Annotated in this window: 21 protein-coding genes and 1 riboswitch; of the genes, 5 read left to right on the top strand and 16 right to left on the bottom strand. The window is 64.2% G+C overall.

What is annotated here, in order from left to right; translation table 11 throughout:
- Positions 1–125 precede the first annotated feature (125 nt).
- The 5 genes from lptF to rsmA all read left to right on the top strand — a co-directional run bounded on the left by lptF (position 126) and on the right by rsmA (position 6,893).
- Entirely contained in the window at positions 126–1,292 is a 1,167-nt protein-coding gene (gene lptF, locus C5L14_RS10335) for an LPS export ABC transporter permease LptF (protein ID WP_105861922.1), read from the top strand.
- Positions 1,289–2,368, top strand: coding sequence for an LPS export ABC transporter permease LptG (gene lptG / locus C5L14_RS10330; RefSeq protein ID WP_245196641.1), 1,080 nt, complete (start codon positions 1,289–1,291; stop codon positions 2,366–2,368). Before lptF ends, lptG begins: the two co-directional genes overlap by 4 nt.
- The gene (locus C5L14_RS10325; RefSeq protein WP_105861921.1) at positions 2,368–4,824 is read left to right on the top strand and encodes an LPS-assembly protein LptD; all 2,457 of its coding nucleotides are present in this window, start codon (positions 2,368–2,370) and stop codon (positions 4,822–4,824) included. The genes lptG and C5L14_RS10325 overlap by 1 nt, the downstream gene beginning before the upstream one ends.
- A gap of 70 nt (positions 4,825–4,894) precedes the next feature.
- Entirely contained in the window at positions 4,895–5,944 is a 1,050-nt protein-coding gene (pdxA, locus tag C5L14_RS10320; protein WP_105861920.1) for a 4-hydroxythreonine-4-phosphate dehydrogenase PdxA, read from the top strand.
- Between the two features lie 106 nt (positions 5,945–6,050).
- Positions 6,051–6,893 carry a 16S rRNA (adenine(1518)-N(6)/adenine(1519)-N(6))-dimethyltransferase RsmA gene (gene rsmA, locus C5L14_RS10315; RefSeq protein WP_105861919.1) on the top strand — a complete coding sequence of 281 codons (843 nt, stop codon included), beginning with the start codon at positions 6,051–6,053 and terminating at the stop codon, positions 6,891–6,893.
- A gap of 8 nt (positions 6,894–6,901) precedes the next feature.
- On the opposite strand, the gene gmk is transcribed toward rsmA, so the two are convergent.
- The 16 genes from gmk to C5L14_RS10235 all read right to left on the bottom strand — a co-directional run bounded on the left by gmk (position 6,902) and on the right by C5L14_RS10235 (position 26,762).
- Positions 6,902–7,567 (bottom strand): guanylate kinase, encoded by a 666-nt coding sequence (gene gmk / locus C5L14_RS10310; RefSeq protein WP_105861918.1) that lies wholly within the window; start codon positions 7,565–7,567, stop codon positions 6,902–6,904.
- Positions 7,564–8,451, bottom strand: coding sequence for a YicC/YloC family endoribonuclease (locus C5L14_RS10305; protein WP_105861998.1), 888 nt, complete (start codon positions 8,449–8,451; stop codon positions 7,564–7,566). The genes gmk and C5L14_RS10305 overlap by 4 nt, the downstream gene beginning before the upstream one ends.
- Positions 8,452–8,612: 161 nt before the next feature.
- Positions 8,613–10,043 (bottom strand): endolytic transglycosylase MltG, encoded by a 1,431-nt coding sequence (gene mltG, locus C5L14_RS10300; RefSeq protein WP_105861997.1) that lies wholly within the window; start codon positions 10,041–10,043, stop codon positions 8,613–8,615.
- 444 nt (positions 10,044–10,487) lie between these two features.
- The gene (fabF, locus tag C5L14_RS10295) at positions 10,488–11,747 is read right to left on the bottom strand and encodes a beta-ketoacyl-ACP synthase II (RefSeq protein WP_105861917.1); all 1,260 of its coding nucleotides are present in this window, start codon (positions 11,745–11,747) and stop codon (positions 10,488–10,490) included.
- 256 nt (positions 11,748–12,003) lie between these two features.
- On the bottom strand, positions 12,004–12,240 hold the full coding sequence (locus C5L14_RS10290; RefSeq protein WP_068287214.1) for an acyl carrier protein: 237 nt from the start codon (positions 12,238–12,240) through the stop codon (positions 12,004–12,006).
- A gap of 243 nt (positions 12,241–12,483) precedes the next feature.
- On the bottom strand, positions 12,484–13,221 hold the full coding sequence (gene fabG, locus C5L14_RS10285) for a 3-oxoacyl-[acyl-carrier-protein] reductase (RefSeq protein ID WP_105861996.1): 738 nt from the start codon (positions 13,219–13,221) through the stop codon (positions 12,484–12,486).
- A 104-nt stretch (positions 13,222–13,325) separates the two neighbouring features.
- Positions 13,326–14,270: an ACP S-malonyltransferase gene (fabD, locus tag C5L14_RS10280; protein ID WP_105861916.1), complete on the bottom strand. Its 945-nt coding sequence runs from the start codon at positions 14,268–14,270 to the stop codon at positions 13,326–13,328.
- 237 nt (positions 14,271–14,507) lie between these two features.
- The gene (locus tag C5L14_RS10275; protein ID WP_105861915.1) at positions 14,508–15,104 is read right to left on the bottom strand and encodes an NAD(P)H-dependent oxidoreductase; all 597 of its coding nucleotides are present in this window, start codon (positions 15,102–15,104) and stop codon (positions 14,508–14,510) included.
- Positions 15,105–15,291: 187 nt separating this feature from the next.
- Positions 15,292–16,995, bottom strand: coding sequence for an adenine deaminase (gene ade / locus C5L14_RS10270; RefSeq protein ID WP_105861914.1), 1,704 nt, complete (start codon positions 16,993–16,995; stop codon positions 15,292–15,294).
- A gap of 161 nt (positions 16,996–17,156) precedes the next feature.
- Entirely contained in the window at positions 17,157–17,789 is a 633-nt protein-coding gene (locus C5L14_RS10265; RefSeq protein WP_105861913.1) for an ATP-binding cassette domain-containing protein, read from the bottom strand.
- Entirely contained in the window at positions 17,773–19,329 is a 1,557-nt protein-coding gene (locus C5L14_RS10260; protein ID WP_105861912.1) for an ABC transporter permease subunit, read from the bottom strand. The genes C5L14_RS10265 and C5L14_RS10260 overlap by 17 nt, the downstream gene beginning before the upstream one ends.
- Positions 19,330–19,366: 37 nt before the next feature.
- Complete coding sequence (gene thiB, locus C5L14_RS10255) at positions 19,367–20,380, bottom strand: thiamine ABC transporter substrate binding subunit (protein WP_210203218.1); 1,014 nt, start codon at positions 20,378–20,380, stop codon at positions 19,367–19,369.
- A 53-nt stretch (positions 20,381–20,433) separates the two neighbouring features.
- A riboswitch (TPP riboswitch) is annotated at positions 20,434–20,546 on the bottom strand.
- A 105-nt stretch (positions 20,547–20,651) separates the two neighbouring features.
- Entirely contained in the window at positions 20,652–21,866 is a 1,215-nt protein-coding gene (locus C5L14_RS10250; RefSeq protein ID WP_105861910.1) for a VWA domain-containing protein, read from the bottom strand.
- On the bottom strand, positions 21,856–24,144 hold the full coding sequence (locus C5L14_RS10245) for a DUF5682 family protein (RefSeq protein ID WP_105861909.1): 2,289 nt from the start codon (positions 24,142–24,144) through the stop codon (positions 21,856–21,858). The genes C5L14_RS10250 and C5L14_RS10245 overlap by 11 nt, the downstream gene beginning before the upstream one ends.
- A 73-nt stretch (positions 24,145–24,217) precedes the next feature.
- A complete protein-coding gene (locus tag C5L14_RS10240) occupies positions 24,218–25,297 on the bottom strand; it encodes an ATP-binding protein (protein ID WP_105861908.1) in 1,080 nt (359 codons plus the stop codon).
- Positions 25,298–25,316: 19 nt separating this feature from the next.
- Complete coding sequence (locus C5L14_RS10235) at positions 25,317–26,762, bottom strand: DUF5691 domain-containing protein (protein WP_105861907.1); 1,446 nt, start codon at positions 26,760–26,762, stop codon at positions 25,317–25,319.

Genomic DNA, 26,762 nt, shown 5'->3' with positions numbered 1-26,762 from the left:
TTTTGCATGTCAATCCGTAACCATGTCTACAACAATCCGCTCCCGGCCCCGGTCCTGCCATACAAACGTCTCGCCTGCCGCCTAGCAGGAGGCTACAAGCAACGGGTAGGAGACCCGAAAAGGCAATGAACCTCGTCAGCCGATATATTGCCAGACAGTTTGGCTTTGCCTTTCTGGTCTGCCTCGTCGTGCTGACGCTTCTGGCCTGGATGGTCGGCGCCCTGCGCGAATTCAACGTCATGACGGCACAGGGCCAGTCCGTGCTGGTTTTCCTCGCCATCAGCTCGCTCGCCTTGCCGGCACTGGTGGTGGTTGTCGCGCCACTGGCGGTCTTCCTGGCAGCGGTGTGGCTGCTGCAGCGTCTCAATGCCGGCTCGGAACTCGTCGTCCTCAATGCGGCGGGCTATTCACCTTCCCGGCTGATCCCGCCCTTTGCCGGCATTACCGGCCTCGTTGCAGCGGGGATTGCCGCCGTCACCCTCTATATACAGCCAGCCAGCCAGCATGAGCTAACCGCCTGGCGCGTGGCCGCGGCGGCCGACGTGGTGCAGCACTTCCTCAAGGAAGGCCAGTTCACCGCCCTGCGCGGCTTCACCTTCCATATCCGCGAGCGCCAGCCCGACGGTACGCTCCTCGGCATTTTCGTGCAGGATGCCCGCGACAAGGGCAAGACCAAGACCTATATCGCCGGAACAGGCAAGATCGTCGACACGCCGACCGGGCTCGTGCTGGTCCTCAACAACGGCTCGCTGCAGCAGCAGGAAGGCGGCGCTTCCTCCGATGCCTCGATCGTCACCTTCGAGCAATACCAGTTCGACCTCTCGCAGCTTGCCCGCGATGACAACGATGCCATCAACTACAAACCGCGGGACCGCTACACCAGTGAACTGTGGAACACCCGGCCATCCGAGATGAAGGGACCGGCTGAGCGCGGCCGCATTCGCGGCGAACTGGTGGACCGGTTTACCGCCCCGCTCTATCCGATTGCCTTCATGCTGGTCGCCCTTGCCTTTCTCGGCCAGGCGCGCACCACGCGCCAGGGCCGGGCCAGCGCGATCGGCTTTGCCATTCTGAGCGTGCTGGTGGTGCGCATTCTCGGCTTCATCGCCACGCAGAGCCTGAGCGTGCATTCGGCCGGCGGCGTCTATATTGCATTCGGCGTGCCGATCCTGACCTCGTTGATCTGCCTTGCCGTCATCGCCGGCCATCTGCGACTGTCGCTGCCGCGCGCATTGACGAATTGGTACAATGATCTGACTTCACGCCTCGCCAACAGGACGGCGAGCGCATGATTCTGACATCCACTCTCGGCCGGTATCTGAGTAAGCGCTTCCTCATCGCCATTTTCGGCGTGCTTGCCTTTCTGTTCGTCATGATCTTCCTGCTGGATTTCGCGGAGACCAGCCGGCGCGCCAGCGACTTGCCGCGCGTATCCGTGGGCTCGATCGCGGCTTTGTCCCTGCTGCGAACGCCTTCCATCATCGAGCAGACCCTGCCCTTCGTCTTCCTGTTCGGAGCCATCATCTGCTTCGTTAATCTCAGCCTGCGGCTCGAGTTGGTGGTGATGCGTGCAGCCGGCCTGTCGGTCTGGCAATTCCTGGCGCCGCCGGTCGTCTGCGCCGTCGTCCTCGGCATCCTGGCCGCAATCGCCTTCAACCCGCTGTCGGCGGCGCTAAAGACGCGAAGCGACCTGCTCGATACCCGCGTTTTCGGCGCCCGCCAGATCCGCGACGACGACAAGAGCCGCTGGATCCGCGACGGCCAGGCCGTCATTCATACGTCGGCCGAAAATAGCGACGACGGCGCGCTGACGGGCGTTACCATCTATGCGCTGGATGCCGACGGTCGCTTTGTCAGGCGACTGGAAGCCGATACCGCAAAACTTGACAAGGGCGCCTGGCATCTATCCAACGTCCAGGAATTCATCCCCAACCAGCCGGTCAAAACGTCGGAAAGTGTTGAATTCCCTAGCAATTTAACCAAGTCGCAGGTCGATCAGAAATTTGCGGTGTCCGCCGACAGCGTGTCTTTCTGGAGACTCCCGTCATCAATCGCACAACAGGGCGCCGCGGGACTTGATGCAAATGATTACCGGCTGCAATATCAGACGCTTCTAGCTCGTCCCCTGCTGCTCGTGGCGATGGTGCTGATCGCCGCGACGGTTTCGCTACGGTTTGCACGCCTTGGCGGTATTGGTGTGATGATCTTGAGTGGAATCGGGGCGGGTTTCTTGCTGTATGTCGTAACCAAAATGGCCAAGGATCTGGGCATTGCGGGGCTGGTTGCGCCAGCCGTCGCCGCTTGGACTCCGGCTGCCATTGCGGCCCTGATCGGATTTACCGTGTTGCTTAACCAGGAGGATGGCTGATGCGCGTATCAGCTCGCCACTTCCTTACGACCATGCTGTGCACCACCGTTGCGGTTGCAGCGCTGTCGTTTGCGTTGTTGCCGTCAAAAGTTCACGCCCAGGAAAACCTGCTCGGGCCCTTGGGTGCGCGTTCCGATGGTGCCGGAGGTCAGGGCAGCTCCAACATGGTCCTCAAGGCCAGGGAGATGCAGTACGACCAGGACAACGAGGTCGTAACCGCCATCGGCACGGTGCAGATCTATTACAATGGCCGCGCCCTGCAGGCAGACCGTGTGGTCTATGACCGCAAGGCCAAGCGCGTGCGGGCGAACGGCAATGTCGTCATCACCGAAGCCGACGGCACCAAGACCTACGCCGACAATTTCGATCTCACCGACGATTTCAGAGACGGCTTCGTCAATTCGCTGAAGATGGTGACGGCGGACGAGCTCTATGTTGCCTCCAACCGTGCCGAGCGCACCGGCGGCAATGTCACCGTGTTCCAGAACGGCGTCTATTCGGCCTGTTCCCCCTGTGCCGACAATCCTCAGAAGCCGCCTCTGTGGCAGATCAAGGCCGTCAAGGTCATCCACAACCAGCAGGAGAAGATGATCTATTTCGAAGATGCTCGCTTCGAGTTCTTCGGCTTCCCGATCGCCTACCTGCCTTATATGTCGACCCCCGACCCGTCCGTCACCCGCAAGAGCGGCTTCATCACGCCGCGTTATTTCCACTCCTCGCGGATCGGCTACGGCCTCGAACTGCCCTATTTCATCGACCTCGCTCCCAATTACGATCTGACCATCACGCCCGGCTATGCTACCAGCCAGGGCCCGACCGGCCAGATCGAATGGCGTCATCGGACGCTGAACGGCGCCTATTCGGTGATGGCATCGGGTGCCTTCATCAGCGATCCGGACAAGTTCGCCAACGAGGATATCGGCCGGCCGAACTGGCGCGGTTCGATTTCGTCCAAGGGCGAATTCTGGCTGAACGACAAATGGCGCTTCGGCTGGGATGGCTCGCTGCTGAGCGACAAATATTACTGGCGCGACTACCGGCTCGACAATCTCAGGGGCAAGACGGAGGCCACCTCCACCGTCTACCTGACGGGTGTCGGCACCAAATCCTGGTTCGATCTGCGCGCTTATTATTTCCAGGGCCTGACCACCGCCGACGTGCAGAAGCAATTGCCCGTGGTCGCGCCGGTGGTCGACTATGACTACATCGTCGACCGCCCGGTGTTCGGCGGCGAACTCGGCTGGAACGTCAACCTGACCAGCCTTACGCGCCAGCAGGCCGCCTTCGACAATATCCTGGGCGTTCCAGACGATAGATGCATCAATAGCTTCAACCCGAAGACCCGGGTCAACTGCCTGCAGCGCGGCATCGACGGTACCTATACGCGCGCTTCGATCAACGCCTATTGGAAGAAGACGTTCACCGACACCTACGGGCAGCAGTGGACGCCCTTCGCCTATGTCCGCGGCGATCTCGGCTTTACCCAGCTCGACGGCAACCCTGCCGACCAGTTCGTCAGCAACAAGAAGAACGATACGGCCGCGCGCCTGGTGCCGGCCATCGGCCTCGACTATCGCTACCCCTTTATCTCGCAGTCCGATTGGGGCACGCAGATCATCGAGCCGATCGCCCAGGTCATCCTGCGTCCCAAGGCGATGCAGAGCGGCGTCTTCCCCAATGAAGATGCTCAGAGCCTGATCTTCGACGACACCAACCTGTTCGACTGGGACAAATATTCCGGCTATGACCGGGTCGAGGACGGTTCTCGCGTCAATGCCGGCCTGCAATATTCGCTGACGACCAATGGCGGTGGCTACTACAATGCCATGTTCGGCCAGTCCTACTCCTTCGGCGGCACCAATTCCTTCACCAGGGGCGACATGGCCAATACCGGCCTGCAGTCGGGCCTGGATCGCAATATCTCCGACTATGTCGCGCGCGTTTATCTGCAGCCGGTGAACAATTTCGCGATCCTGTCGGGTGCCCGCTTCGATCAGAAGAATTGGGACATGCGGCAGTTCGAGGTCGGTGCCCTCGGCACGATCGGGCGCCTGAAGGCCGACATCATCTACGCACGCTACGATGCCCAGCCGCTGCTCGGGCTCGATGATCGTGAAGGCATCAATGGTAAGGCCGCCTTCAAGCTGAGCGAGAACTGGATCGCCAGCGCAGGCGCTCTCTACGATATGAGGACCAAGAAGTTCTCGTCGAGCTATGCCGGGCTGACCTATGTCGACGCCTGCATCGCGCTCGGCATGAGCGTCTCGCGCTCCTATGACACCACGTCGTTGAAATACGATACCACGGTGCAGTTCCAGCTGCAGCTGCGCGGCCTGGGCGTCAGCGGCAGCCCGAAGGAATTCACCGACAAGATCTGGAACAACGACTTCGACAATCTCAACGTCACCAAGCCGAGCAGCTATACCGACCGCTACGGCAATCTGAAGACCTTCTGAAACGAGGCGAACGGGCCTGCCCTGTCCCATGACAGGCCCGTTCGTGCAAGCGAGCCCATCTGACCTGATCATGCCGACCGAACACCCCTCCCTGCCGATTGCCTTGACCATGGGGGAACCGGCGGGCATCGGCCCGGAGCTGATCGTGATGGCAGCCTCGGCCCGCCACGAGGCCGCGCCCTTCTTCGTCTATGGCGACGCCGGCCTGCTGTCGGCACGCGCTCGGCGCATCGGCCTGGATTTGACCATCGTCGAGACTGACGAAGCCGGCACGCTGGCAGCCTTCACGCGCGGCCTTCCTGTCGTTCCTCTGGCCAATGCCGCCCCGGATCGGCCGGGCAGGCCCGATGTCGCCGGCGCCGCCGCGGTCATCGAGTCGATCGAACGCGCCGTGCTGTCCGTACGGCGTGGACATGCCCGTGCCGTGGTAACACCCCCGATCATGAAGGAAGTGCTCTATCGCGCCGGCTTCCGCCATCCCGGCCACACCGAGTTCCTCGGCGAACTTGCCTGCCGTCATTGGCAGGACGACGCCGCGCAGGGTCTTGCCACCGGCGGGCAAGATCGGGAGACGCCGTTCAGGCCCGTGATGATGATCTGGTCCGAAACGGTCGCGGTGGTCCCGGTCACCATTCACATCCCCTTGTCCAGGGTACCCGCCGCCCTTACCGAGGACCTGATCTACGAGACCGGCCTGATCACGGCGCGGGACCTCAAGGCCCGTTTCAACATCGCTGCGCCGCGGCTCGCGGTTGCGGGCCTCAACCCCCATGCCGGCGAAAACGGCGCGTTGGGCAGCGAGGACAGCGCCGTCGTCGCACCCGCCATCGCCAGGCTCAGGGCGCAGGGCATCGATGCCCGGGGTCCCCTGCCCGCCGATACGATGTTTCATGCCCGGGCGCGCCAGACCTATGACGCGGCCCTGTGCATGTATCACGACCAGGCCCTGGCACCGGCCAAGGCCCTGGCCTTCGACGAGGCCGTCAACGTGACCCTGGGCCTGCCTTTCGTGCGCACATCGCCCGATCACGGCACGGCCTTCGACCTGGCAGGCACGGGCAAAGCCAATCCATCCAGTTTTCTCGCCAGCCTGTCGCTGGCCGACAGAATGTCCCGCTAGGGCAAAGCGCGCTTCCATCGACGACACTTTGCTCTAACTCCTTGTTTTGATGTGCCTTTGTTATACTGGGCAACGGCGTCAAATCGCGAACGCTTCAAGGCCTGTCATGGCGCAGATCGACACTCTTCCCCCGCTGCGCGAGGTCATCCGCCAGCATGAGCTGATGGCCAAGAAATCCCTTGGCCAGAATTTCCTGCTCGATCTCAATCTCACCGCCAAGATCGCGCGGGCCGGGGGCTCGCTGGAAGGCATAAATGTGGTGGAGGTCGGTCCCGGCCCGGGCGGCCTCACACGGGCACTCCTGGCTTGCGGCGCCCGGCATGTCGTCGCCGTGGAGCGCGACGAGCGCTGTCTGGCGGCCCTTGCCGAAATCGCGGCTCATTATCCCGGCCGCCTGACGGTGCATGCCGGCGACGCCCTCGAAGCCGATTGGCCAGCCTTGATCGCCGGACTGGAAGGGCCCGTCCGCATCACCGCCAACCTGCCTTACAATGTGGCGACCCCTCTGTTGATCGGCTGGCTGAAGACCGAGCCCTGGCCACCCTGGTTCCAGTCGATGACGCTGATGTTTCAGAAGGAGGTTGCCGAGCGCATCGTGGCCACTGAAGCGGAGGAGGCCTATGGCCGTCTCGGCGTCCTGGCCGGATGGCGGACGGAAGCCGAGATCGTCTTCGACGTGCCGCCAAGCGCCTTCGTGCCGCCTCCCAAGGTTACCTCCTCGGTGGTGCATCTGCGCCCGCGGCCGGCGCCCCTGCCCTGTACCCCGGCCGCTCTGGAACGGATCACGCAGGCGGCCTTCGGCCAGAGGCGCAAGATGCTGCGCCAGAGCCTCAAGGGGCTTGGCGGCGACCTGACGGCCGCGCTCGCCGATGCGGGCCTACGCCCGGAGATGCGCGCCGAGGAGGTCCCGGTCGCCGCTTTCGTCGCGCTGGCGAACGCCCTGAAATAGAACCTGCGTCAGCGCCCGCGCGTCAGCGCATCGAGATCGGCTTTCAAGGTATCGACCAATTGGCCGACCTGAGACTTGTCCTGCCGCTTCATGCGTTCGACGTCGAGGATTTCCTTGAGCTTGGCATAGGTAGTCTGCAGGTCGGTGTTGACCAGCACATAGTCATATTTCGTCCAGTGGCTGATCTCGACGCGCGCATTCTGCAGGCGCTGCAGGATGATCTCCGCGCTATCCTCGGCCCGCCTCTCGAGCCGCGCCTTGAGCTCGGCCACAGACGGCGGCAGGACGAAGACGGAGACGATGTCCGGCCTCATCTTGTTGTAGATCTGCATGGTGCCCTGCCAGTCGATATCGAACAGGACATCGCGGCCGGCAGCCAGAGCCTCTTCCACCGGCCCCGCCGGCGTGCCGTAGTAATTGCCATGCACCTTGGCCGATTCCAGCAATTCGCCCCTTTCGCGCATGGTCTCGAAGGTGCCGGCGTCGATGAAACGGTAATGGACCCCGTCGATCTCGCTGCCCCGGCGCGGACGGGTGGTGACCGAGATCGACAGATGCATCGATTTGTCCTCGGCCAGAAGAAGGCGCGTCAGCGTGGTCTTGCCGGCACCGGAGGGCGAGGAAACGATCAGCAGGAGGCCCCGGCGCTGGGGAACGGACGCAGTGCTACTCATTCGATATTCTGAACCTGTTCGCGGAATTGCTCGACCACTGCTTTGAGAGAAAGGCCGGTCGCGGTCAAGCTGACATCATTCGCCTTGGAGCAAAGGGTGTTGACTTCCCGGTTGAATTCTTGGGCGAGGAAATCGAGCCGCCGTCCCACCGGGCCGCCCTTGGCCAGGAGATCGCGGGCCGCGGCAATATGCGCGTGCAGCCGGTCGAGCTCCTCGCGTATGTCGGCCTTGGCTGCCATCAGGATCGCCTCCTGGTGCAGCCTGTCGGGATCGAGCGACGACGAGGCGTCGAGCAGGGCGGCAATCTGGGCGGCAAGGCGATCGCGCACGGCGGCGGGCTGACGTGCCGGATTGGCGTCCGCCTCGCGGGTGAGGGTCTCGATTTCGTCGATGCGGCCGAGCAGGACGCGGGCGAGCGCCTGCCCTTCCCGCCGCCTCATCTCGGCGCATTGGGCAAGGGCCTTGGCGAAGCCTTCCAGCAGAATCTCCTGCAGCGCCGCACGCCCCGCCTCGTCTTCCTCCTGTTCTTCGACCTCCAGCACGCCCTTGATGGCAAAGAGGCCATCGAGGCGCGGAGCCGCAGCATCCACCTTCTGCGAGGCCTCGGCCATCGCCGAGACGATGGCATCGAGCACCGCCTGGTTGATGCGGACCACCGGCGCCACGGCCTCGCGTTTCAGCGACAGGCCGATCTGGCACGAACCACGCGCAAAGGCCGCACCCAAAGCGGCGCGTGCCGACGCCTCAAGCGCGTCGAAGCCCGGGGGCAACCTGAAGCGGACATCGAGGCTCTTGCCATTGACGGTCTTGATTTCCCAGGCCCAGCGGTTCGCGCCGGTCTGTCCTTCCACCCGGGCAAAGCCGGTCATGCTGACAACGGACATCTTCCAATGTTCCATACGGTGATTTCAGCACCCGACCGGATGGTTTTCACCGGCAATCGGAACTGAGCGCTCGCTCCCGATGCGCCACCACGCTTCGAATAGAGCCAGATGGAGGATAGAGCCCCGAGGCCCTGCGCTCAAGCGGCTCGCTCGCAGCCCGTCTACTGCACGGACTGCGGCGAGTTCAGATCGAAGGTCTTGTCCAGCAGCGGATCATGGTCGGTATTGGCGACAGGATCGTCAAAGCCCCCCTTCTTGGGCTTTGCAGCCTGGGCCGGGTCATTGGGGGCGGCGAGCGTCTCCGCAGGCGGAGGCGCAGAAGGGTTCGGCGTTGCCGAAGCGGCCGGCGGGGCAGGCAGCGGGATATCGGCTGCCGGCGGCGCCGATGGCGCGGCCGCAGGCGGTGGCGCCTCCGCCTCGGTCTGCTGCTTGCAGGCCTTGCTGCCCTTCTTACAAGGCTTGGCCGGCGGCTTGGCTGCAGGAGCCTCGGCCGGGGCTGGTGCCGGCGCCGGGGCTGCGTCGTCCGGTACTGGAGCCGGAGCAGGCTGGGACGGCGCGGCTGCGGCATTGCCGCCCTGCTGCTGGAACTGCCGCCATTTGGCGACATTCTTGTTGTGCTCGTCCAGGGTCGAGGCGAAGGCGTGCCCGCCCGTACCGTCGGCGACGAAATAGAGGTCCTTGGTCGCCAATGGAGTGGCCACGGCCTGCATCGCGGCCTTGCCGGGATTGGCAATGGGGGATGGCGGCAGGCCGGTGATGGTGTAGGTGTTGAAGCGCGTCGGCTGCGAGAGATCGGCGCTGGTCAAAGCCCTGTCGAGCTTTCCCTTGCCTCCGACCATGCCATAGATCACGGTGGGATCGGATTGCAGGCGCATGTTTTTCTGCAGCCTGTTGATGAAGACGCTGGCGACATGGGGACGCTCATCCGCCTGGCCCGTCTCCTTCTCCACGATCGAGGCGAGCGTCACCATTTCCGCCGGGCTCTTCAGCGGAAGATTAGGGGCGCGCTGCTTCCAGATCTGATCGACCAGGGCCTTCTGCTCTTCCTGCATCTTGCGGACCATGGCCGAACGGGTGGTGCCGCGCTCATATTTGTAGGTGTCGGGCAACAGCGCCCCTTCGGGGGGCACCGGCGGAGCATCGCCCGTAAGCAGATCGTCCTGGTTCAGCCGGTCGATGATCATCTGGCTGGTGAGGCCCTCGGGTATGGTGATCGAATGCTGGATTACCTTACCGTCCACCAGGATGTTCATGACGTCATACATCGAGGCGCCGGGCTTGAAGGCATATTCGCCCGCCTTGAGATTGCTATGTCCAAGCATCAACGCGCCGGTGGTGAAGATGGTGGCACTGTCGATGACGCCCTGCCGCTCGAGGGAATCGGCGATCTCGTCGCGGCCACTGCCCTTGGGCACATAAACCGTCTTGGCTTCCGTCAGGGGCCCGGGCGAAGTGAACTGGCGCAGACCGAAATAACCGCCGATGGCGATCAGCATCAGCAGGACGAAGACGGCGTTGCCCGCCACCACGAAGGGATTGCGCACCGCGCTCGAACGTGTCGGCGGCTTGGCGACGGCATCGGGCTGGATCATGTTGCGGGATCCGCGCGAGCCGGCAGCACCTTTCCCGAAGGAGCGCGAGCGTTCGTTCGCTAGTCCCGAATCGTCCCGATCATCGACCATAAAAACCTCGTACGCCTACATATTTGCCCGGTTTGACGCCGCGGCCGCAGAGCCTGGCAACCGGCGCGCCCTGTTGTGCCATGCCCGTGGCGCCGTGTGTTTCGACAGAATCGCCAAAACTCGCAAAGACGCGTCGAAACAAAGAGTTAGAGCAAAAGACTGTTTTTGCCAGAACGCGCTTTGCCGCACAAATACCAGTATGTTTCGGCGAAAATGCATCAAAATACGAACAATAAGGCGGCCCCCGATCGCTTTGAACCGGAGGCCGTATCACGTCTGCTCCAGCGGGCATGCCCTGCGAATATGGCAGAATGCCGGCCGGTTGCCCAATACCTGCGGCACTCTTGGCGACGATCAGTCGGCCTTGCGCAGGATCAGGGAAGCATTGGTGCCGCCGAACCCGAAGGAATTGGAGAGCACGACATTCACCTCGCGCTTGCGCGCCTGCAACGGCACCAGATCGATCGGGGTCTCCACCTCGGGATTCTCCAGATTGATGGTGGGCGGCACGATCTGGTCGCGAAGAGCCAGGATCGAGAAGATCGCTTCGATCGCGCCGGCGGCACCGAGCAGGTGACCGGTCGCCGATTTGGTCGACGACATCGAGGCCGTGGCGGATGCATTGCCGAGCAGGCGCTGAACGGCGCCGAGCTCAATCGTATCGGCCATGGTCGAGGTACCGTGGGCGTTGATGTAGTCGATCTCGCCGACGGAGATGCCTGCCCGCTTGACCGCCATCTGCATGCTGCGGAAGGCGCCGTCACCGTCCTCGGATGGCGCAGTGATGTGATAGGCATCGCCCGAAAGCCCATAGCCGATGACCTCGGCATAGATCTTGGCACCACGCGCCTTGGCGTGCTCATACTCTTCCAGCACCACGCAACCGGCGCCCTCGCCCATGACGAAACCGTCGCGGTCGCGGTCATAGGGGCGCGAGGCGCGCGCAGGTTCGTCGTTGAAGGCGGTCGACAGCGCGCGGCAAGCGGCAAAGCCCGCCAGGGCGAGGCGGCAGACCGGGGATTCGGTACCGCCGGCCACCATCACCTCGGCATCGCCGAGCGCGATCAGGCGAGCGGCATCGCCGATGGCGTGGGCACCGGTCGAGCAGGCCGTGACCACCGCATGGTTCGGCCCCTTCAGGCCATGGCGAATGGAAACCTGGCCACCCGCCAGGTTGATCAGGCGGCCGGGAATGAAGAAGGGTGAGATCCGGCCGGGGCCACGATCGCGAAGCGTGATCGCGGCGTCCTCGATGCCCTGCAGACCGCCGATGCCCGAACCGATCAGGACGCCGGTTTCTTCCTGATCCTTCTGCGAGACCGGATGCCAGTCGGCGTCATCGAGGGCCTGGGTGGCCGCAGCCATGGCGAAGACGATGAAGTCGTCGACCTTGCGCTGCTCCTTGGGCTCCATCCACTGATCGGGATTGTAGGTGCCGTTGCTGCCATCGCCGTGTGGAATGAGACCGGCAATCCGGGCCTTGAGATCCTGCGTCTCGAAACGGTCGATCTTGACGATGCCGCTCTTGCCCGCAAGGAGATTGGACCACGATGTTTCGACGTCGCCACCCATCGGGTTGACCATGCCGAGACCAGTTACGACAACGCGCCTCATAGAACCTCCAAAGGCCGGGGAATCGCCCTCCCCGGCTACTCAAACCCGTTTGATCGCAAAAATTGCCTGGCGCAAGGCGCGCACGGAATACGAACGGCCTACGGGCCATCCCGTCCAATGCTTCGAACGCATTGCCCTTACGCTGAACTGGCAGCCGCTATGCCTGCTGTCACTCCAGGGTGCCCGGCAATGATGCAATCTCGTCCCCCGGCCGGTCGATGGATGGATATCGGGGAGCGTTCGCTCCCCGATCGTCTCAGGCCGTAGCCTTGGTCAGGAACTTGACGGCATCGCCGACGGTCAGAATCGTCTCTGCGGCATCATCGGGGATTTCGCAGTTGAACTCTTCTTCGAAAGCCATGACCAGCTCAACCGTGTCGAGCGAGTCAGCGCCCAGATCGTCGATGAAGCTCGCATTCTCGGTGACCTTGTCCGGATCGACGCCGAGGTGTTCAACCACGATCTTCTTCACGCGGTCTGCGATATCGCTCATTTTTCGTTCCTTTGATAAACCAAGACTGCCTGCCGGCATTTACTTCCGCCGCCGTTAGACGGTCGGTGTTTTGATAGTTCCTTGAGCCGGGGCCAATCCTTCGACCGGCCTCCAGTTATCCCGGACAATCACATTCATAGGGGCCAACGCAATGTCCCTCGGCGGTGATTAACACACTTCAAATGCCATTGCCAGCGGGCATCCCACCAGTGAAAATCACTGTGGAATCTGCTTCTAACTCGTTCAAATCATTGCCATTCCGCCGTTAATGTTCAGAGTTTGCCCGGTGGTATAGGCAGCCTCGGCGGAGGCAAGGTAAACGGCTGCTGCCGCAATCTCGTCGACATGACCGAGCCGATGCACCGGGATCGCGGCAAGGATCGGTTCCATTTGCTTCTCGTTGAGGGCATCCGTCATCGCCGTATCGATGAAGCCCGGCGCGATGCAATTGACGGTGATTCCCCGGCTCGCCACCTCGTGCGCCAGCGACTTGGACATGCCGACCAGGCCGGCCTTGGAGGCGGCATAGTTGGTCTGGCCGGGATTGCCGATGACACCGGACAGGGAAGCGATGTTGATGATGCGGCCAGTCCGGCGCTTCAGCATGCCCTTCACCGCGGCGCGGGACAGATGGAAGGCAGCCGAGAGGTTGACGGCGATGACGCTGTCCCAGTCCTCGTCCTTCATGCGCAGCATCAGGTTGTCACGGGTGAAGCCGGCATTGTTGACCAGGATGTCAAGCTGGCCGAGGGCCGCCTCGACATTCGGGACCAGCGCGCCGAGCTGCTCCTTGTCGGTCAGGTCGCAGGCGAAGACATGGGCGCGGTCACCGAGCTTGGCCGCCAGTTCCTCCAGCACCGCCTTGCGCGTGCCGGAAAGCGCCACCGTGGCCCCCTGGCGATGCAGGGCTGCGGCAATGGCCGCTCCGATTCCGCCCGTGGCGCCGGTCACCAGGGCTATCTTGCCGGTAAGGTCGAACATCGTCATCCCCAATCGAGTGCTGCCGGCCGCTGCGGGCGCACCCTTTATTGTTTATCTTCACCCGAAATGACCACCCGCCCCAAGGCTGACGGCCGTGGGCCCTTTCATCGCAAAGTCGGTGCGAATGCCGCCACATCGTCCGGTGTGCCGATGCTCACCGCTTCCACGCCGGAGGCGATGCGCCGGACCAACCCGCTCAGAACCTTTCCGGAGCCGACTTCCACCAGCTTGGTGACGCCTGCCCCGGCAAGATATTCGACGCTTTCCCGCCAGCGAACGGTTCCCGTCACCTGCTCGACCAGACGGCGGCGGATTTCGGAAGAATCCGAGATCGGCTGGGCGAGGACATTGGCAATCAGGGGCACGGCGGGGGCCGCAATGGCGACCTTTTCGAGTGCCTCGGCCATGGCATCGGCAGCCGGCTGCATCAGGGCGCAATGGAAGGGAGCCGAAACCGGCAGGAGGATGGCGCGCTTGGCGCCCTTGCCCTTGGCGATCTCCACCGCGCGTTCGACCGCAGCCTTGGCGCCGGAAATGACGACCTGGCCGGGCGCATTGTCGTTGGCGGCCTGGCAGACCTCGCCCTGCGCCGCCTCGGCGGCAACGGCAGCCGCCTGCTCATAGTCGAGACCGAGGAGCGCGGCCATCGCACCAGTGCCCACCGGCGTGGCGGCCTGCATCGCCCGTCCGCGAATGCGCAGCAGGCGAGCCGTATCGGCGATCGTCAGCGCCCCGGAGGCGGCCAGGGCCGAATATTCGCCGAGCGAATGGCCGGCGACGAAGCTGGCATGTTTCTTGAGGTCGAGGCCTGCCTCGTCCTGCAGCACGCGGAAGGCTGCCAGCGAGACGGCCATCAGGGCCGGCTGGGCGTTCTCGGTGAGCGTGAGGTCGTTCTCCGGACCGTCCCAGATCACGGCCGTCAGCTTCTGGCCAAGCGCAGCGTCGATCTCGTCGAAGACGGCGCGGGCCACGGGAAAGGCATCGGCAAGCGCCTTGCCCATACCCACGCTTTGGCTTCCCTGGCCGGGAAACGTGAAGGCGATACTCATGCAAGAACCCCGTTTGAGACGGCGCGTTGAGACAATAGGCTGCCGCCTAAGTCAAGTCCGAAGGGCAAGAATAACCCTTCATCTTGCACAATCTTGGCAAAACTCGGTCTTTGCGGACCTCCCGGCAGAGCTCGCCGGCAATTCCGTCGGTCGAGTCGCATCGGCGTCAGCTGACCTCGCGTTTCGAATTGGTCAAATATCATCCCGGAATTCCGGTATATTGACCCCCGGCGCCTCTCAATTCTTAAGCGATGCCAGCTTCTTCTCGACCTTCGCAAGAAAATGGCGGCGCTGCTTTTCGGTGGTTTCGTCGAGGCGGTGCAATGCCAGCCACATCGTGCGGCAGCGTGGCGCGCACAGGCTCTTCAGGCCACGCAGGAGGATGTTGCGTCCGGGTGCCTTCATGAACAAGGTCCACCACCACCAGGGCGATCCCAATGTGGAGATGACGCCGAGCAGGCGGATCTGCGTCAGCACCGGACCGATTGCCTTGCCGTTCTCCGGCATGGTGAAGGTGGCATGCGGTACCCAGACCCGCTCGAGCCAGCCCTTGAGCATGGCGGGCGGCCCGTACCACCAGGTCGGATGGATGAAGATGAGGCCTTCGCACCAGCGAAGCTCGGCCAGATGCTCCGCCACGGGTGCCTCGTTGCTGCCAGGCTCGTGGTAGCCACGCCTCTCCTCCGCGCTCATCACCGGATTGAAACCTTGCGCATAAAGATCGAGCAGGCGGACCTCATGCCCTGCTTTATCGAGGGCGCGCAAAGCGGTATCCCGGATCGAAGCGCCGAAGCTCTCCGAACATGGATGGCAATAGACGACCAGGAGTTTCATCGCGGGCGCTCTGGAACAAAGTGCGTTTTGGCTAAAAAGCACTTTTATTGTAGTTTTTGACTCGACTTAACTTTGATATGTAAAGTTTTTCATTCAAATCCCAAAATGTTTTGGCTGGAAATCGAGGCCCGGAACTCTGCATAGGTGATTGGGATAGAATACTATACAGCACTGTCAAGAGCACAACTCAAGCGGAAATCAACTCGAAACGATCGACATCGACCATCCCCATGTCGGTGATCTTGAGATGGGGAATCACCGGCAAGGGCAGGAAGGCGACCTGCAGGAAAGGTTCGGCCAGGGTGACGCCAAGCGATTTGGCGGCCGCGCGCAACGGAATCAGGCGATCACGCACGTCCTCGAAAGTCAGCAGGCTCATCAATCCCGCCACCGGCAACGCCAGTTCGGCCAGAATGGCGCCCTCGCGTGCCACCACGAAACCACCGCCGATCTCGCCGAGCCGGTTGACCGCCAGGGCCATGTCGGCATCGTCGGCACCGACGACGCAGATATTGTGCGAATCGTGGCCGACCGAGGAAGCGATCGCCCCCCGCTTCAACCCGAACCCCTTGACGAAGCCGCGCCCGATATTGCCGTTGACGCCGTGCCGCTCGACCACCGCGACCTTCACCACGTCCTGGTCGAGGTCGATATTTCGGCGGCCATTCTCATAGGGAAGGCTCAACCGCAGATGCTCGGTGATGATCTTGCCGGGCACCACGCCCATGATGGGTCCGGTCGGCCCGCCTGCCGTCACCCGGAAATCGGCGGCCGAAACGCGAGGAGCCTTCATCGAGCCGAGCCCCACCGGCGCAATGCGGGTCCGCCCCTCGAACAAGCCGTCCTCCACCACCCGGCCGGCACTGATCACCTGGCGCACGGCGCAATGATCGAGATCTTCGATGAGCACGATATCGGCCCGCTTGCCGGGCGCGATCACGCCGCGATCCCTGAGGCCGAAAGCCATGGCCGCCGACAGCGTCGCAGTGCGATACGCTGCCAGCGGCTCGGCGCCGAGGGCGATGGCGGTGCGGATCATGAAATCGAGATGGCCCTCCTCGGCAATGTCGAGGGGATTGCGATCGTCCGTACAGAAGGCGAGATAGGGCGAGTTCCTCACCGTGATCAGTTCGGCAAGGGCATGCAGATCCTTGGAGACCGAGCCCTCGCGGATCAGCAGCGTCATGCCCTTGGCGAGTTTCTCCCGGCCTTCCCTGGCCGTCGTCGTTTCGTGGTCGGTACGGATGCGGGCCGTGAGATAGGCATTCAGATCCGTACCGACGAGAAGCGGGGCATGGCCGTCGATATGGCCGTCCTGGAACGGCAGGAGCTTGGCAAGGCAGGCGGGATCGGCATTGATCACGCCCGGGAAATTCATGAACTCGGCGAGGCCGATCACGCGGGGGTGGTTCTTGAAGGGCTCGAGATCCGGCGCCTCGAGCCGCGCACCGGCAGTCTCCAGATGGGTCGAGGGCACGCAGCTCGAGAGCTGGACGCGCAGATCAAGCGCCGTCTCGCCGGCCGCCTCCAGAAAATAGCGGATGCCATCGGCGCCCACGACATTGGATATTTCATGCGGGTCGCAGATGGCCGTGGTCACGCCATGCCGGAGCACGCAGCGATCGAATTCAGGAGGCGTGACCAGCGAGGATTCGACATGCAGATGCGTGTCGATGAAGCCGGGCACGGCCACGAGCCCGCGCCCCTCGATCTCCCGCCGGCCGCGATAACTGGCATAGGTTCCGACGATGCGATCGCCGCCGATGGCGATATCGGTCTCGGTGAGATCGCCGCTGACGAGGTCGAGCAGGCGCACATTCTTGATCACCAGATCCGCCGGTTCGGTGCCCCGCCCCTGGGCGATCAATCGGGCGAGTTCACTGGCGTCCATCCGGGCAATTCCTTCCAATGTCGTGGGAGCGCAGACGTCCTCGTCCACTCTTCCTCCCTCACAGTCGCGACGTTCTCAGATGCGGACGAGGACGTCCGCGCTCCCAGGGAAGACGCCACGGCGAGGGGCTCGATGACTCTTACCCCGAGTTTCAAGCCTTGTCAGGCGACCACCCGTCCATCTGCAACCGTGACGACCTGATCGGCCCTGCCCTCGACATCCTCGGGCGTATGGGTCGTCATCAGCACGGTGAGGTTCTTCTCCCGACGAAGCCTGTCGACGAGATCGATCATGTCGGCGCGCATGCTGGGGTCGAGGCCGGTCAGCGGCTCGTCGAGCAGCAGCAGCGGGCGCGTGGTCAGCATGGCACGCGCCAGGGCGACCCGCTGTCGCTGGCCGCCGGAGAGCTCGGACGGCAGGCGTAATTCCATGCCCGCCAGACCGACATGGTCGAGCATCGCCGAGATCGCCTGACGATCGGCCGCCGAAAGCCGCAGGGAGGGCGACAGGGCGAGACCTGCATTCTGGAGGGCCGTGAGATTGGGTAGGAGATTATGGTCCTGGAAGACGATGGCCACCGGCCTGTCGGCCGGCTTCAGCGGCAGGAGATCGACACCCCCGAAGCTGAGCCTGCCGCTTGCCGGTTTTTCGAAACCGGCAATGGCGTGCAGCAAGGTGGACTTGCCCCCGCCGGAGGGGCCGACCATGGCTGCCAGCGCACCGCGGGGAACGGTGAGGTCGTAACGCCCCGTCCAATCGTCGATGGTGACGGTGAGATCATCCACGATGAGCATGCCGGCCTCCTAACCGCCCAGCCAGCAGGAACAGGACCAGCACCAGCCCGGCGAGCAGCGCGGCGATGCCGTCCGCCTCGGCGACACGATAGGAGCCGAGCTTGGCATAGAGCAAGGCCGGCAGTGTCACCAGGCTCTGCGAGCCGAACAGGGCCACCACGCCGAGATCGCCGAGCGAAAGCGCCATGGCGAGGGCGAAACCCGCCGTCGCCGAGGGGGCCAGCAAGGGCCATTCGACCAGACGCAGCCGCGCCCAGCCAGTCAGGCCGAGATTGTCGGCAAGCCGGCCATAGCGTTCCTGCGCCAGCGCCATGGGCGGATCGACGAGCCGGTGCACGAAAGGCAGCGCCATCATCGCGTTGACCAGGATGAGGGCGGGCATGGCGACGAAATCGGTTATCCCCAAGGCCCGGGCGATCACGTAAAGACCGGCGGCGAAGGCGAGTGGCGGAGCGGCCAGCGTGAGCAGGGGCGCTGCAGCCATCAGCCGGGCTAGCCGCGGCCAGCCCTGCCCTGCCAACGACAGGCGCGAGCGCGACAGCAGGAGGGCAGCCGCCAGCGACAGCAAGGCGGCCGCCAATGCCACCACCAGGCTGGTCGCAAGAGCCCTGGGCACCTGCGGGTCGACCCCGGCCAGCAACGAGCGGCCGGCATGGATGACGGCCAGCAAGGGAGGCAGCAGCAGAAGCAGGGCCAGGCCGATGACCAGTGCATCGGCCACCCGCAGCCAGCCAGCCTCCCCATCGGGCCGTTCCAGTCTGCGTCCGACGCTCGCCGCTTCCGGCTGCCGCACCAGCAGCGGCGCGGCAAGCGTCACCAGCAGCGCCATCGCGGCGATCTGCAGCAAGGCCAGCACCGCGGCCCTGGCAAAGTCGGCATCCGAATGGATGGCCTGGTAGATCGCCACCTCGAACGTGGCACTGCCGGGGCCGCCTCCGAGCGTGAGGGGAATGGCGAAGGACGTGGCGCAGGCGATGAAGATCAGGAGCGCCAGCGCCGGCAGGTCCCGCTTCAGCACCGGCCAGTCGATGCGGCGAAAGATGGCGGCAGGCGGCAGGCCGAGCGAGGCCGCCAGCCGCCAATGCTCTCCCGGCACGGCTTCCAGCGCCGCGAGGAATACCCGGCTCGCAAAGGCGCCATTGAAGAAGACGTGCACCAGCAGGATGCCGGCGAGCCCGTAGAGCGAGATGGCCGGCAGGCCGATGGCGCCCAGCACGGCATTGGCAATGCCGGCCCGGCCATAGATGCCGGCAAAGGCGAACACGGCGACGATCGAGGGCAGCGCGGCCGCGACCCCGAACAGGGCCAGCAGCAGCCGGCGCCCCGGAAATTGCCGACGCGCCAGCGCCAGGGCGACCAGCGCCCCGAACGAAAGCGAGAGCAAGGTGGAGAGCAGCGCCTGATAGACGGTGAAACCGGCGATCGCGACGAGATAGCCGACATTGCCCTGCCAGGCATCGCCGCCAGCCGAGAGGAACAGACTGGCGAGCGCGGCAAGCACGAGCGCGGCAAGGCCGCCGAGGAGAATCAGGCCGGGCATCGAGGACGAGGCAGCAAACGCCTTTTCACATCCATCCTCACTTCGCCAAGGCGGCCAGCCACTCGTCGATCCAGGCCTTGCGGTTCTCGGCGAGCTTGGCCGGATCGGCCATCAGGGCCTTGGCTGGAACGGCAACGCCCTTGAAGCTTTCCGGCAGGCCGGCGGCCGGCGTCCTCGCCGGATACATCCAGTTGGTCTCGGGCAGGACGGCCTGGGCCTCGTCGGACAGCAGGAAGGCGAGGAACTGGCGTCCGAGTTCCTGCTGCTTGGAACTCGCGATCAACCCGGCGACCTCGACCTGGGTCTGGTGCCCCTCGGGGAACATCGCGGCCTTGTAGTTGGTCTTCTTCTCGGCGCCGATGTGATAGGCGGGCGAGGTCGAATAGGAGAGCACCATGTCGGCCTCCCCCTTCAGGAAGAGGCCATAGGCTTCCGACCAGCCCGAGGTGACCGTGACGATGCGGGGCTTCAGCGATTTCCAGGCATCGGGGGCCTTGTCGCCGTAGACGGCCTTGATCCAGGCGAGCAGGCCGAGGCCGGGCGTCGAGGTGCGCGGATCCTCGATCACCAGCTTGGGGCCGTTCTTGTCGTCGACAAGGTCCTTCAGGCTGGCCGGCGGGGTCTTGAGCTTGTCGCTGTCATAGACGAAGGCGAAATAGCCCCAGTCATAGGGAATGAAGGTCTTGTTGGTCCAAGGCTCGGGCAAGGAGAGCTTCTCGGCTGCCACGCCATGCGGCGCGAACAGCCCGGACTTTTCCGCCTCACCCATCAGGTTGTCATCGAGCCCGACGACGACGTCGGCCTTGGTCGAGGCCCCTTCGAGTTTCAGCTTGGCGAAGAGAGCGCCGCCGTCATCGGCGGTGACATAGGTCAGCCTGCAGCTGCACTTGGCCTCGAAGGCAGTCTGCAGCGGCTTTCCGGGACCATATTCGCCGGAGAAGCTCTCATAGGTGTAGACGGTAAGCACCGGCTTGTCCTGCGCCGAGGCCGTGGTGGCGACGGTGGCCAGTGCGAGAGCGGCGAGCAGTTTCCTCAGCATAGCGTCCTCCATGTCGAAAACGGTTCGATACGGACGACGGCGGCGAAGAACATCGAGGTGAAGCCGGACGCTTCGAAGCTCATCCCTCCGCCGGCACGACCCGGATCAGGTTCGATGGGTTAGAGGCAGCTTGCGGCCACCGTCTTCTCAGCCCTTGCGGGCACCCCATGAGACGATTCCCGTGTTAGCGCTTTCCCGGAGCAAGGGAAAGTCCGTTTTGCGGAGGCCGGCCGTTCCCAGACAAGGCACGCTGGAGATGCGCCGATGCGACCGAGCCGCCCGCTCAGGCTCGAACCGTGGCGATGTCCCGCCCGGCTGCCCATTCCTGCAGGTCGGAGCGCTTGAGCGCATGCGCCATCATGTCCGGGAACTGATCGGGCGTGCATGCGAAGACCGGGCAGCCGAGCGCCGCGAATTTCTGGGCATGATTGGCATCGAAGCCCGGACGTCCATCGTCGGACAAGGCGAGCAGAACGACGAGATTGACGCCGCTGGCCACCAGCGCCGCCGCCCGCCCGAGCATCTCTGCGGCATTGCCCCCTTCATAGAGATCGGTAATCAGGACGAGATGGGTCTTGGCCGGCTGGGAGACGAGGCCCTGGCAATAGGCCAGCGCCGCGTTGATGTCCGTACCCCCGCCGAGTTGCACGCCGAACAGCACCTCGACGGGGTCGGCGAGGTCCTCCGACAGATCGATGATCTGGGTATCGAAACAGACGAGCTTGGTCTCGATCACCGGCAGCGAAGCCATCACCGCCGCGAAGATCGAGGAGTAGACGACGGACGTCGCCATCGAGCCCGACTGGTCCACGCAAAGGATGACCTGATCGAGTTCGGCCTTCGTCCTTGTCTGCCGGGCATGGCCCACCAGCCGTTCGGGCACCACGGTCCTGTACTGTTCCTGCCAATGACGCAGATTGGCCGTGATGGTGCGCGGCCAGTCGATATCGTTGTAGCGCGGCCGGCTCGTCCGCTTGCCGCGCCTGACGGCGCCGCGGATGGTCTCGGCCGTGGCATGGGCGAGGCGCTTCATCAACTCATCGACCACCTTCTTCACCACCATGCGGGCAGTGTCCCTGGTCTTGTCCGGCATGGCCGAGCGCAAGCTGATGAGATCGGCGACCAGATGGACATCCGCCTCGAGCGTGGCGAGAAATTCCGGCTCCAGCATCATCGCCTTGAGATTGAGGCGCTCGAAGGCATCGCGCTGGATCACCTGCACCACGGAGGTGGGAAAGAACTCGCGGATATCGCCGAGCCAGCGCGCCACCCGCGGGGCCGAACCGCCCAGTCCCCCGCGCCGGCCGGGCGCGCCCTTGCCGCCCTCCTCACGGCCATAGAGGGCCGAAAGCGCGCGATCCATGCGGACATCGTCGGGCGACAGATCGGCATCGTCGTCCCCGCCCAAAGCCAGGCGCCAGCGCCGGCGCCGTTCACCAGGGGAACCTACGGCACCGGCCGCTTCTCCCTCGATGTCGTCGTCCCTCTCATCGGACATGGGTGTCGAGTCCCAGAATTGAGGTGAGCAGCGGCAGGGCGGCAGCAAAGCCCGGGGCGGAAAGATCGTCCCCCGACCGTTTCGGCGCTATATGCCGTCCCGAAGTTGCCCTCGCCACCTCCGCCATCAAGCGCCGGCGCTCGCTGACGCCGAACCCCGAAAAGGCCCGGCGCAGCATCGGCAGCACCTCGGTGAAATCCGTCGATTCTTGCTGAGTGAGCCAATCGTCCACCAGCGCGAACAAGGCCGGATCCTGCAGGATGACCTCGGCGCTGTTGCCGAGAAAGCCCTCCAGCCATTGCCCCGCCGCCTTGGGCGCGTTGCCCGGCGACAACGCTCGCGCGAAGCCGGTCGCGGCCTCGTCTTCTCCCAGAGCGGAGCGATCATAAAGCCGCCTCAGGCCGAGCCCGGCGATGAGCGGCGTGACGGACGCATCGTCACCGAGATCACGCAGGCGCTGCAGCCATTCCCGGCTGAGATGGGTATCGTCCAGAAGATTGAGGGCATCGTCGAACTCCACCATCGCCTTGCGCATGGCCGCCGCCGCGTCGTCATCGAGATTGGCGGCTGCCAGGCCCAGGCCGGCATTGACCTCGACGGCCATCGCCTTCGCAAGCGAAGCAAGCGCCTCGGTCGGCATCTTGCGGGCCGTACCGTAGCGCAGCACGGAGACCAGGGGTGGCACAGCCTGCATCAGGCTGACCACATCGGCCGCGTCCACCGCCGCCGCCTGCAACAAGCCGATGCACTGCTCGGCCGCCTGAGGCAGATCCGACATCAGGCAGAGCCGCACCAGATCGGCCAGCACCCTGACATCCTTCGTAGCCGAGGCTCGCGCTACGGCCGCCCCGCTGGTCGCCTGCTCGATGGTCACGCCGTGGATCAACGCCTCGGCAAGCTTCACCGACAGTTCAGGGGTCCAGGCCAGCACCCAGATTTCGCGGAAGGTGCCGCGCCCGCCGCCACTGCCGCTCAGCCGTCCCCAGCCGACGCCGATAAGATCGAGGCGATGCAGCAGGGTCGACTTGGCGAGACCGGCTTCGCTGCGCAGATCGAGTGACACCTCCTGCGCCACCGCCTCGGGTTTCAGTCGAAGCCGTTTCTGCCAGAGAGCGAGATCTGCGGCGAGCGGCATTTGCGGCACGTCCTCGTCGAGTTCACCGACGGCCTCGCCGATGATCAGGCGCCTTTCGACGACACGGAAGGGTGTTTCGTCGCCGTGGCAAAGCGCCGCCAGCGTGGCGTCGCGCATTTCCGCAAGGCCGGGCGCGGCGAGATCGCGCATCGCCGCAAGCCCCGTGGCAAGGCGCGACGCCTCGATCACCGAGGCGGTTGAAGCGCTATGTCCCTCCTCGCGCAACAGTGTGGCCACGCGTGTCTGCCAGGTGGAGGCGAACACATCCGGCTGCATGCTGTCTGCCCGGTCCTCATAAAGCCGCCACAGATGGGCATACCATCCCGGCGAAGACACGCCGGCGCCATAACCCGAGGCAGCGGCAAGACGGGTCTCCGTCCAGGGGATCCAGGTGACCTCGACCTTCGCTTTCGGCAGATCCTTCAGCAGAGCCTTGTCGTCGGCGATCGCGACCTTACGGGCCAAGGCCGGCACATGCCAGGCGCCACAGACCACCGCGACGGGGCCTGTGGTCTCCTTGAGAGCGTCACGGATACGAAGGCGCATGTGAGCTTCGCGCCGGGCTTCGCGCAAAGCCGCCGGCGAGCGCGCCGGATCCTCGGGAAAGCTGGCGCGCAGCTCCGTCATGGCATCCGCGATGACGGCGAAGACCTCACTGGCCGCCCCACGGCTTTCGACCAGCGCATTCCAGAAGGCCTCGCCATCGGCATGGCCCGAAATCTCTGCCAGGCGGTCGAGCGGGTCGCCCTGAAACAGGCTTTCCTCGATTGCTGCCGCTCCCTCATCGGCTGCTTCTTCCGGCGGCTCCGGCTGCATGCGCGCGGCCAGGGAAGCGCCGATCGGCAGGTCGATGAAATGCACCGGGCGATCATGCCGCGCAGCCCAGCGCATGGTCTGCCATTCCGGCGAGAAGGAGGCGAAGGGAAAGAAGCTCGACTGGGCCGGATCCTCGGCCGCATAGGCAAGCAGGGCCACGGGTGGTTTCATGCCGGCGAGGCCGGCGTAGACAATGAGACCATCTGCCTCCGGCGGCCCTTCGATCAGCACGATGGCAGGCTGCAAGGCGTCGAGCGCCATGAGCAGGCTGGCGGCCGAACCCGGGCCGTGATGGCGAATACCGAAGAGATGGACGCGCTCGTCCATGGCCGGGCCTCCGCAGCGTTTTTCAGAAGAATCGATGGACTTTCCGATCGAGAAAACGCGTCAAAACAATAAGTTAGAGCACGTCGCGGATGGCGACGTAGAGATCCGACCAGCCTTCCCGCGTGCGCACGACATTTTCGAGATATTCCTGCAGCGCGACGGTATCCTGCACCGGGTCCTTCACCACGGCGCCGACGATGTTGGCGGCCATGGCGTTGGCGTCGATGGTTCCATTGCCGAAATGACCGGCTTCGGCCCAGGCGCTGACTCCCACCGAAATCGCTTCCGCCGTCGACAGAGAGCCGGTCACCGTCTTCAGTTTCATCTTGCCGTTCAGAGTCTGGCCGTCGCGCAATTCGCGGAAGAGCGTGACGATACGAGCGATTTCCTTGTCGGCCGGCGCAATCGGCGGCAGTGCGAGGCTGGTTCCGATGTCGCGCACGCGCTTGACCACGATTCCGGCTTCCTCGTCGAGCGAAGCCGGCAAAGGCAGCACCACCACGTTGAAGCGCCGCTTGAGGGCGGATGACAATTCGTTGACGCCCTTGTCGCGATTATTGGCGGTCGCGATGACGTTGAAGCCGCGCTGCGCATCGACGGCCGTGTCGAGTTCCGGGATCGGCAGGGTCTTCTCGGACAGCACGGTGATCAACGTGTCCTGGACATCGGAACCCATGCGGGTGAGTTCCTCGAGCCGCACGATGGTACCCTCCTCCATGGCGCGCATCAGCGGAGTCGGCACCAGTGCGTCCCGGGATGGCCCTTTGGCCAGGAGCTGGGCATAATTCCAGCCATAGCGGATCTGGTTCTCGTCCGTGCCGGCAGTGCACTGGATCAGGCGTTTCGACGAGCCGGAGATCGCTGCGGCAAGATGTTCGGATACCCAGGATTTGGCTGTACCGGGCACACCGAGCAGCAGCAGAGCCCGGTCGGTAGCCAATGTGGCAACGGCTGTTTCGATCAGCCGGCGATTGCCGACATATTTGGGCTGGATCGGCGTGCCGTCCGCGGCGCTCCCGCCGAGCAGATAGGTCACGACGGCTTGCGGGGACATCTTCCAATTGGCCGGCCTGGCGCGATCGTCCCCCTTGGCAAGAGCGGCCAGTTCCTCGGCGAAGATCTCCTCGGCCGAGCGGCGCAACATATCGGACATCGGCGAATTCTCCCTGCAATCAAGCGGAATCGATCAAATCGAGAAGGTTCAAGCCCTGGTTGGCGCGGCTGGTCAGCGCCGGGCCGAACGAGCGCAACGCGGCCCGCAGATCGCCTCGTTCGGAGGCGGGAGCAAGGGCGGCCATTGCCGAAAGGATCGCGGCGGTCGGAGCAGCGGGACTGTCGTCCGTCCCGGCGGGAAGCGCCCGCCAGGCCTTCGACATCATGATCGATTTGAACGTTGCGGGGCTGAGAGGGGCGCGCAACACCGTATAAAGTTTCGTCCACTGCGCGGCCGCCGGCAATTCGCTCCACAAGGCCGGCCGGATCAGGGCGGCCTGCAAGGCCGGCACCGCCCCCTCACCGAGATCGGCATCCTCCACCTGGTCGAGGATCGGCCACAGATCGCTGCGCCCTTCGCTCAGGCCGGCGAGCAGGGGCCAGCGGCTCTCCCGCACCGCCTGCGCGGCGAGGACGAGACCGAGGACGGCATCGTTCGCCCCCTTGGTAACCTCCTCGACGGACATGCCGAGCCCTTCCGCCAACTGGCCGAGGCCAATACCGGCAAAGGTTTGAAACGCCCATTGCAACTGCTGATATGGGCGGATCGTCGCTGGATAATCGAGCGACAAGGCGCGGCCCCGGCGCAGAAGGCCCGTCTTCTGGACCTTGATGCGGCTAATGCAGTCCTGCAGTTTCCTGGCGGATGCGGCTGAACCCGGCAGCCGGCCAAGCAGAACTTCCGCCGCCTCCCGCACGCTGGGAGCCCTGTCGGTGGCAAGCGATTCCAGAAATGGCGCATCCTCCGCCGACAGGCCGACCGCCAGGGCTTTCACCAGGCTGGCACGCACGGGGGCGCGTTCGGAGGCAAAGGCGGCCATGACCAGGTCCCGGGCCTTTCCGGCGTCGATGCGCCGTTGCTCGCGGATGAAGCCTGCCTTCTGGCTCGGCCAACCCTGCTGCCAATTCGAGACATCGATTTTTTCAACGAAAGAATAGGGATTGTCCTCGTTCCCCTCCTCGGAAGCCGCATTCCTGGCGACCCAGGCCAGGGCACTGGTACCGAGGCTATCGGCATGGAGGCGCACAAAAGCGTCGAGACGCGGCAGATCGAAGGGGTGAATCTTCATCTTGCGACGGTCGAGCGCATCGGCGACGGCATAAGCGAGGGTGTCGTCGACGCTGCCATTCTTGCCCGACAGGAGCGAGACCATGAGCGAGCGGGCAGCCGGCGGCGGCAGTGCTCTGCCATCCTCGAACGCCGGCGCTCTGATTTCCACCCGCCGTGCCCAACGCCTGAGAAAGCGCCGATGCTGCCCCAGCAGGGCGAGCGCTTGCAGTTCGGCCTTCTCGGCCCCGGCGGCGAGAAGGCCGTCAAAAGCCTTGGCAATCGGCACGGGCTGCCGCCCGGTGCCGAGCAGGAAACTGCGCATCAAGGCTTCGACAGAGGCGGCGTCGAGCATCAT

The sequence above is a fragment of the Labrys okinawensis genome, from assembly GCF_002982075.1.
In the GTDB taxonomy this organism is placed as follows: Bacteria; Pseudomonadota; Alphaproteobacteria; order Rhizobiales; family Labraceae; genus Labrys; species Labrys okinawensis_A.
The sequence above is the reverse complement of the archived record's forward strand: the minus strand, read 5'-3'. Positions and strand labels throughout refer to the sequence as shown.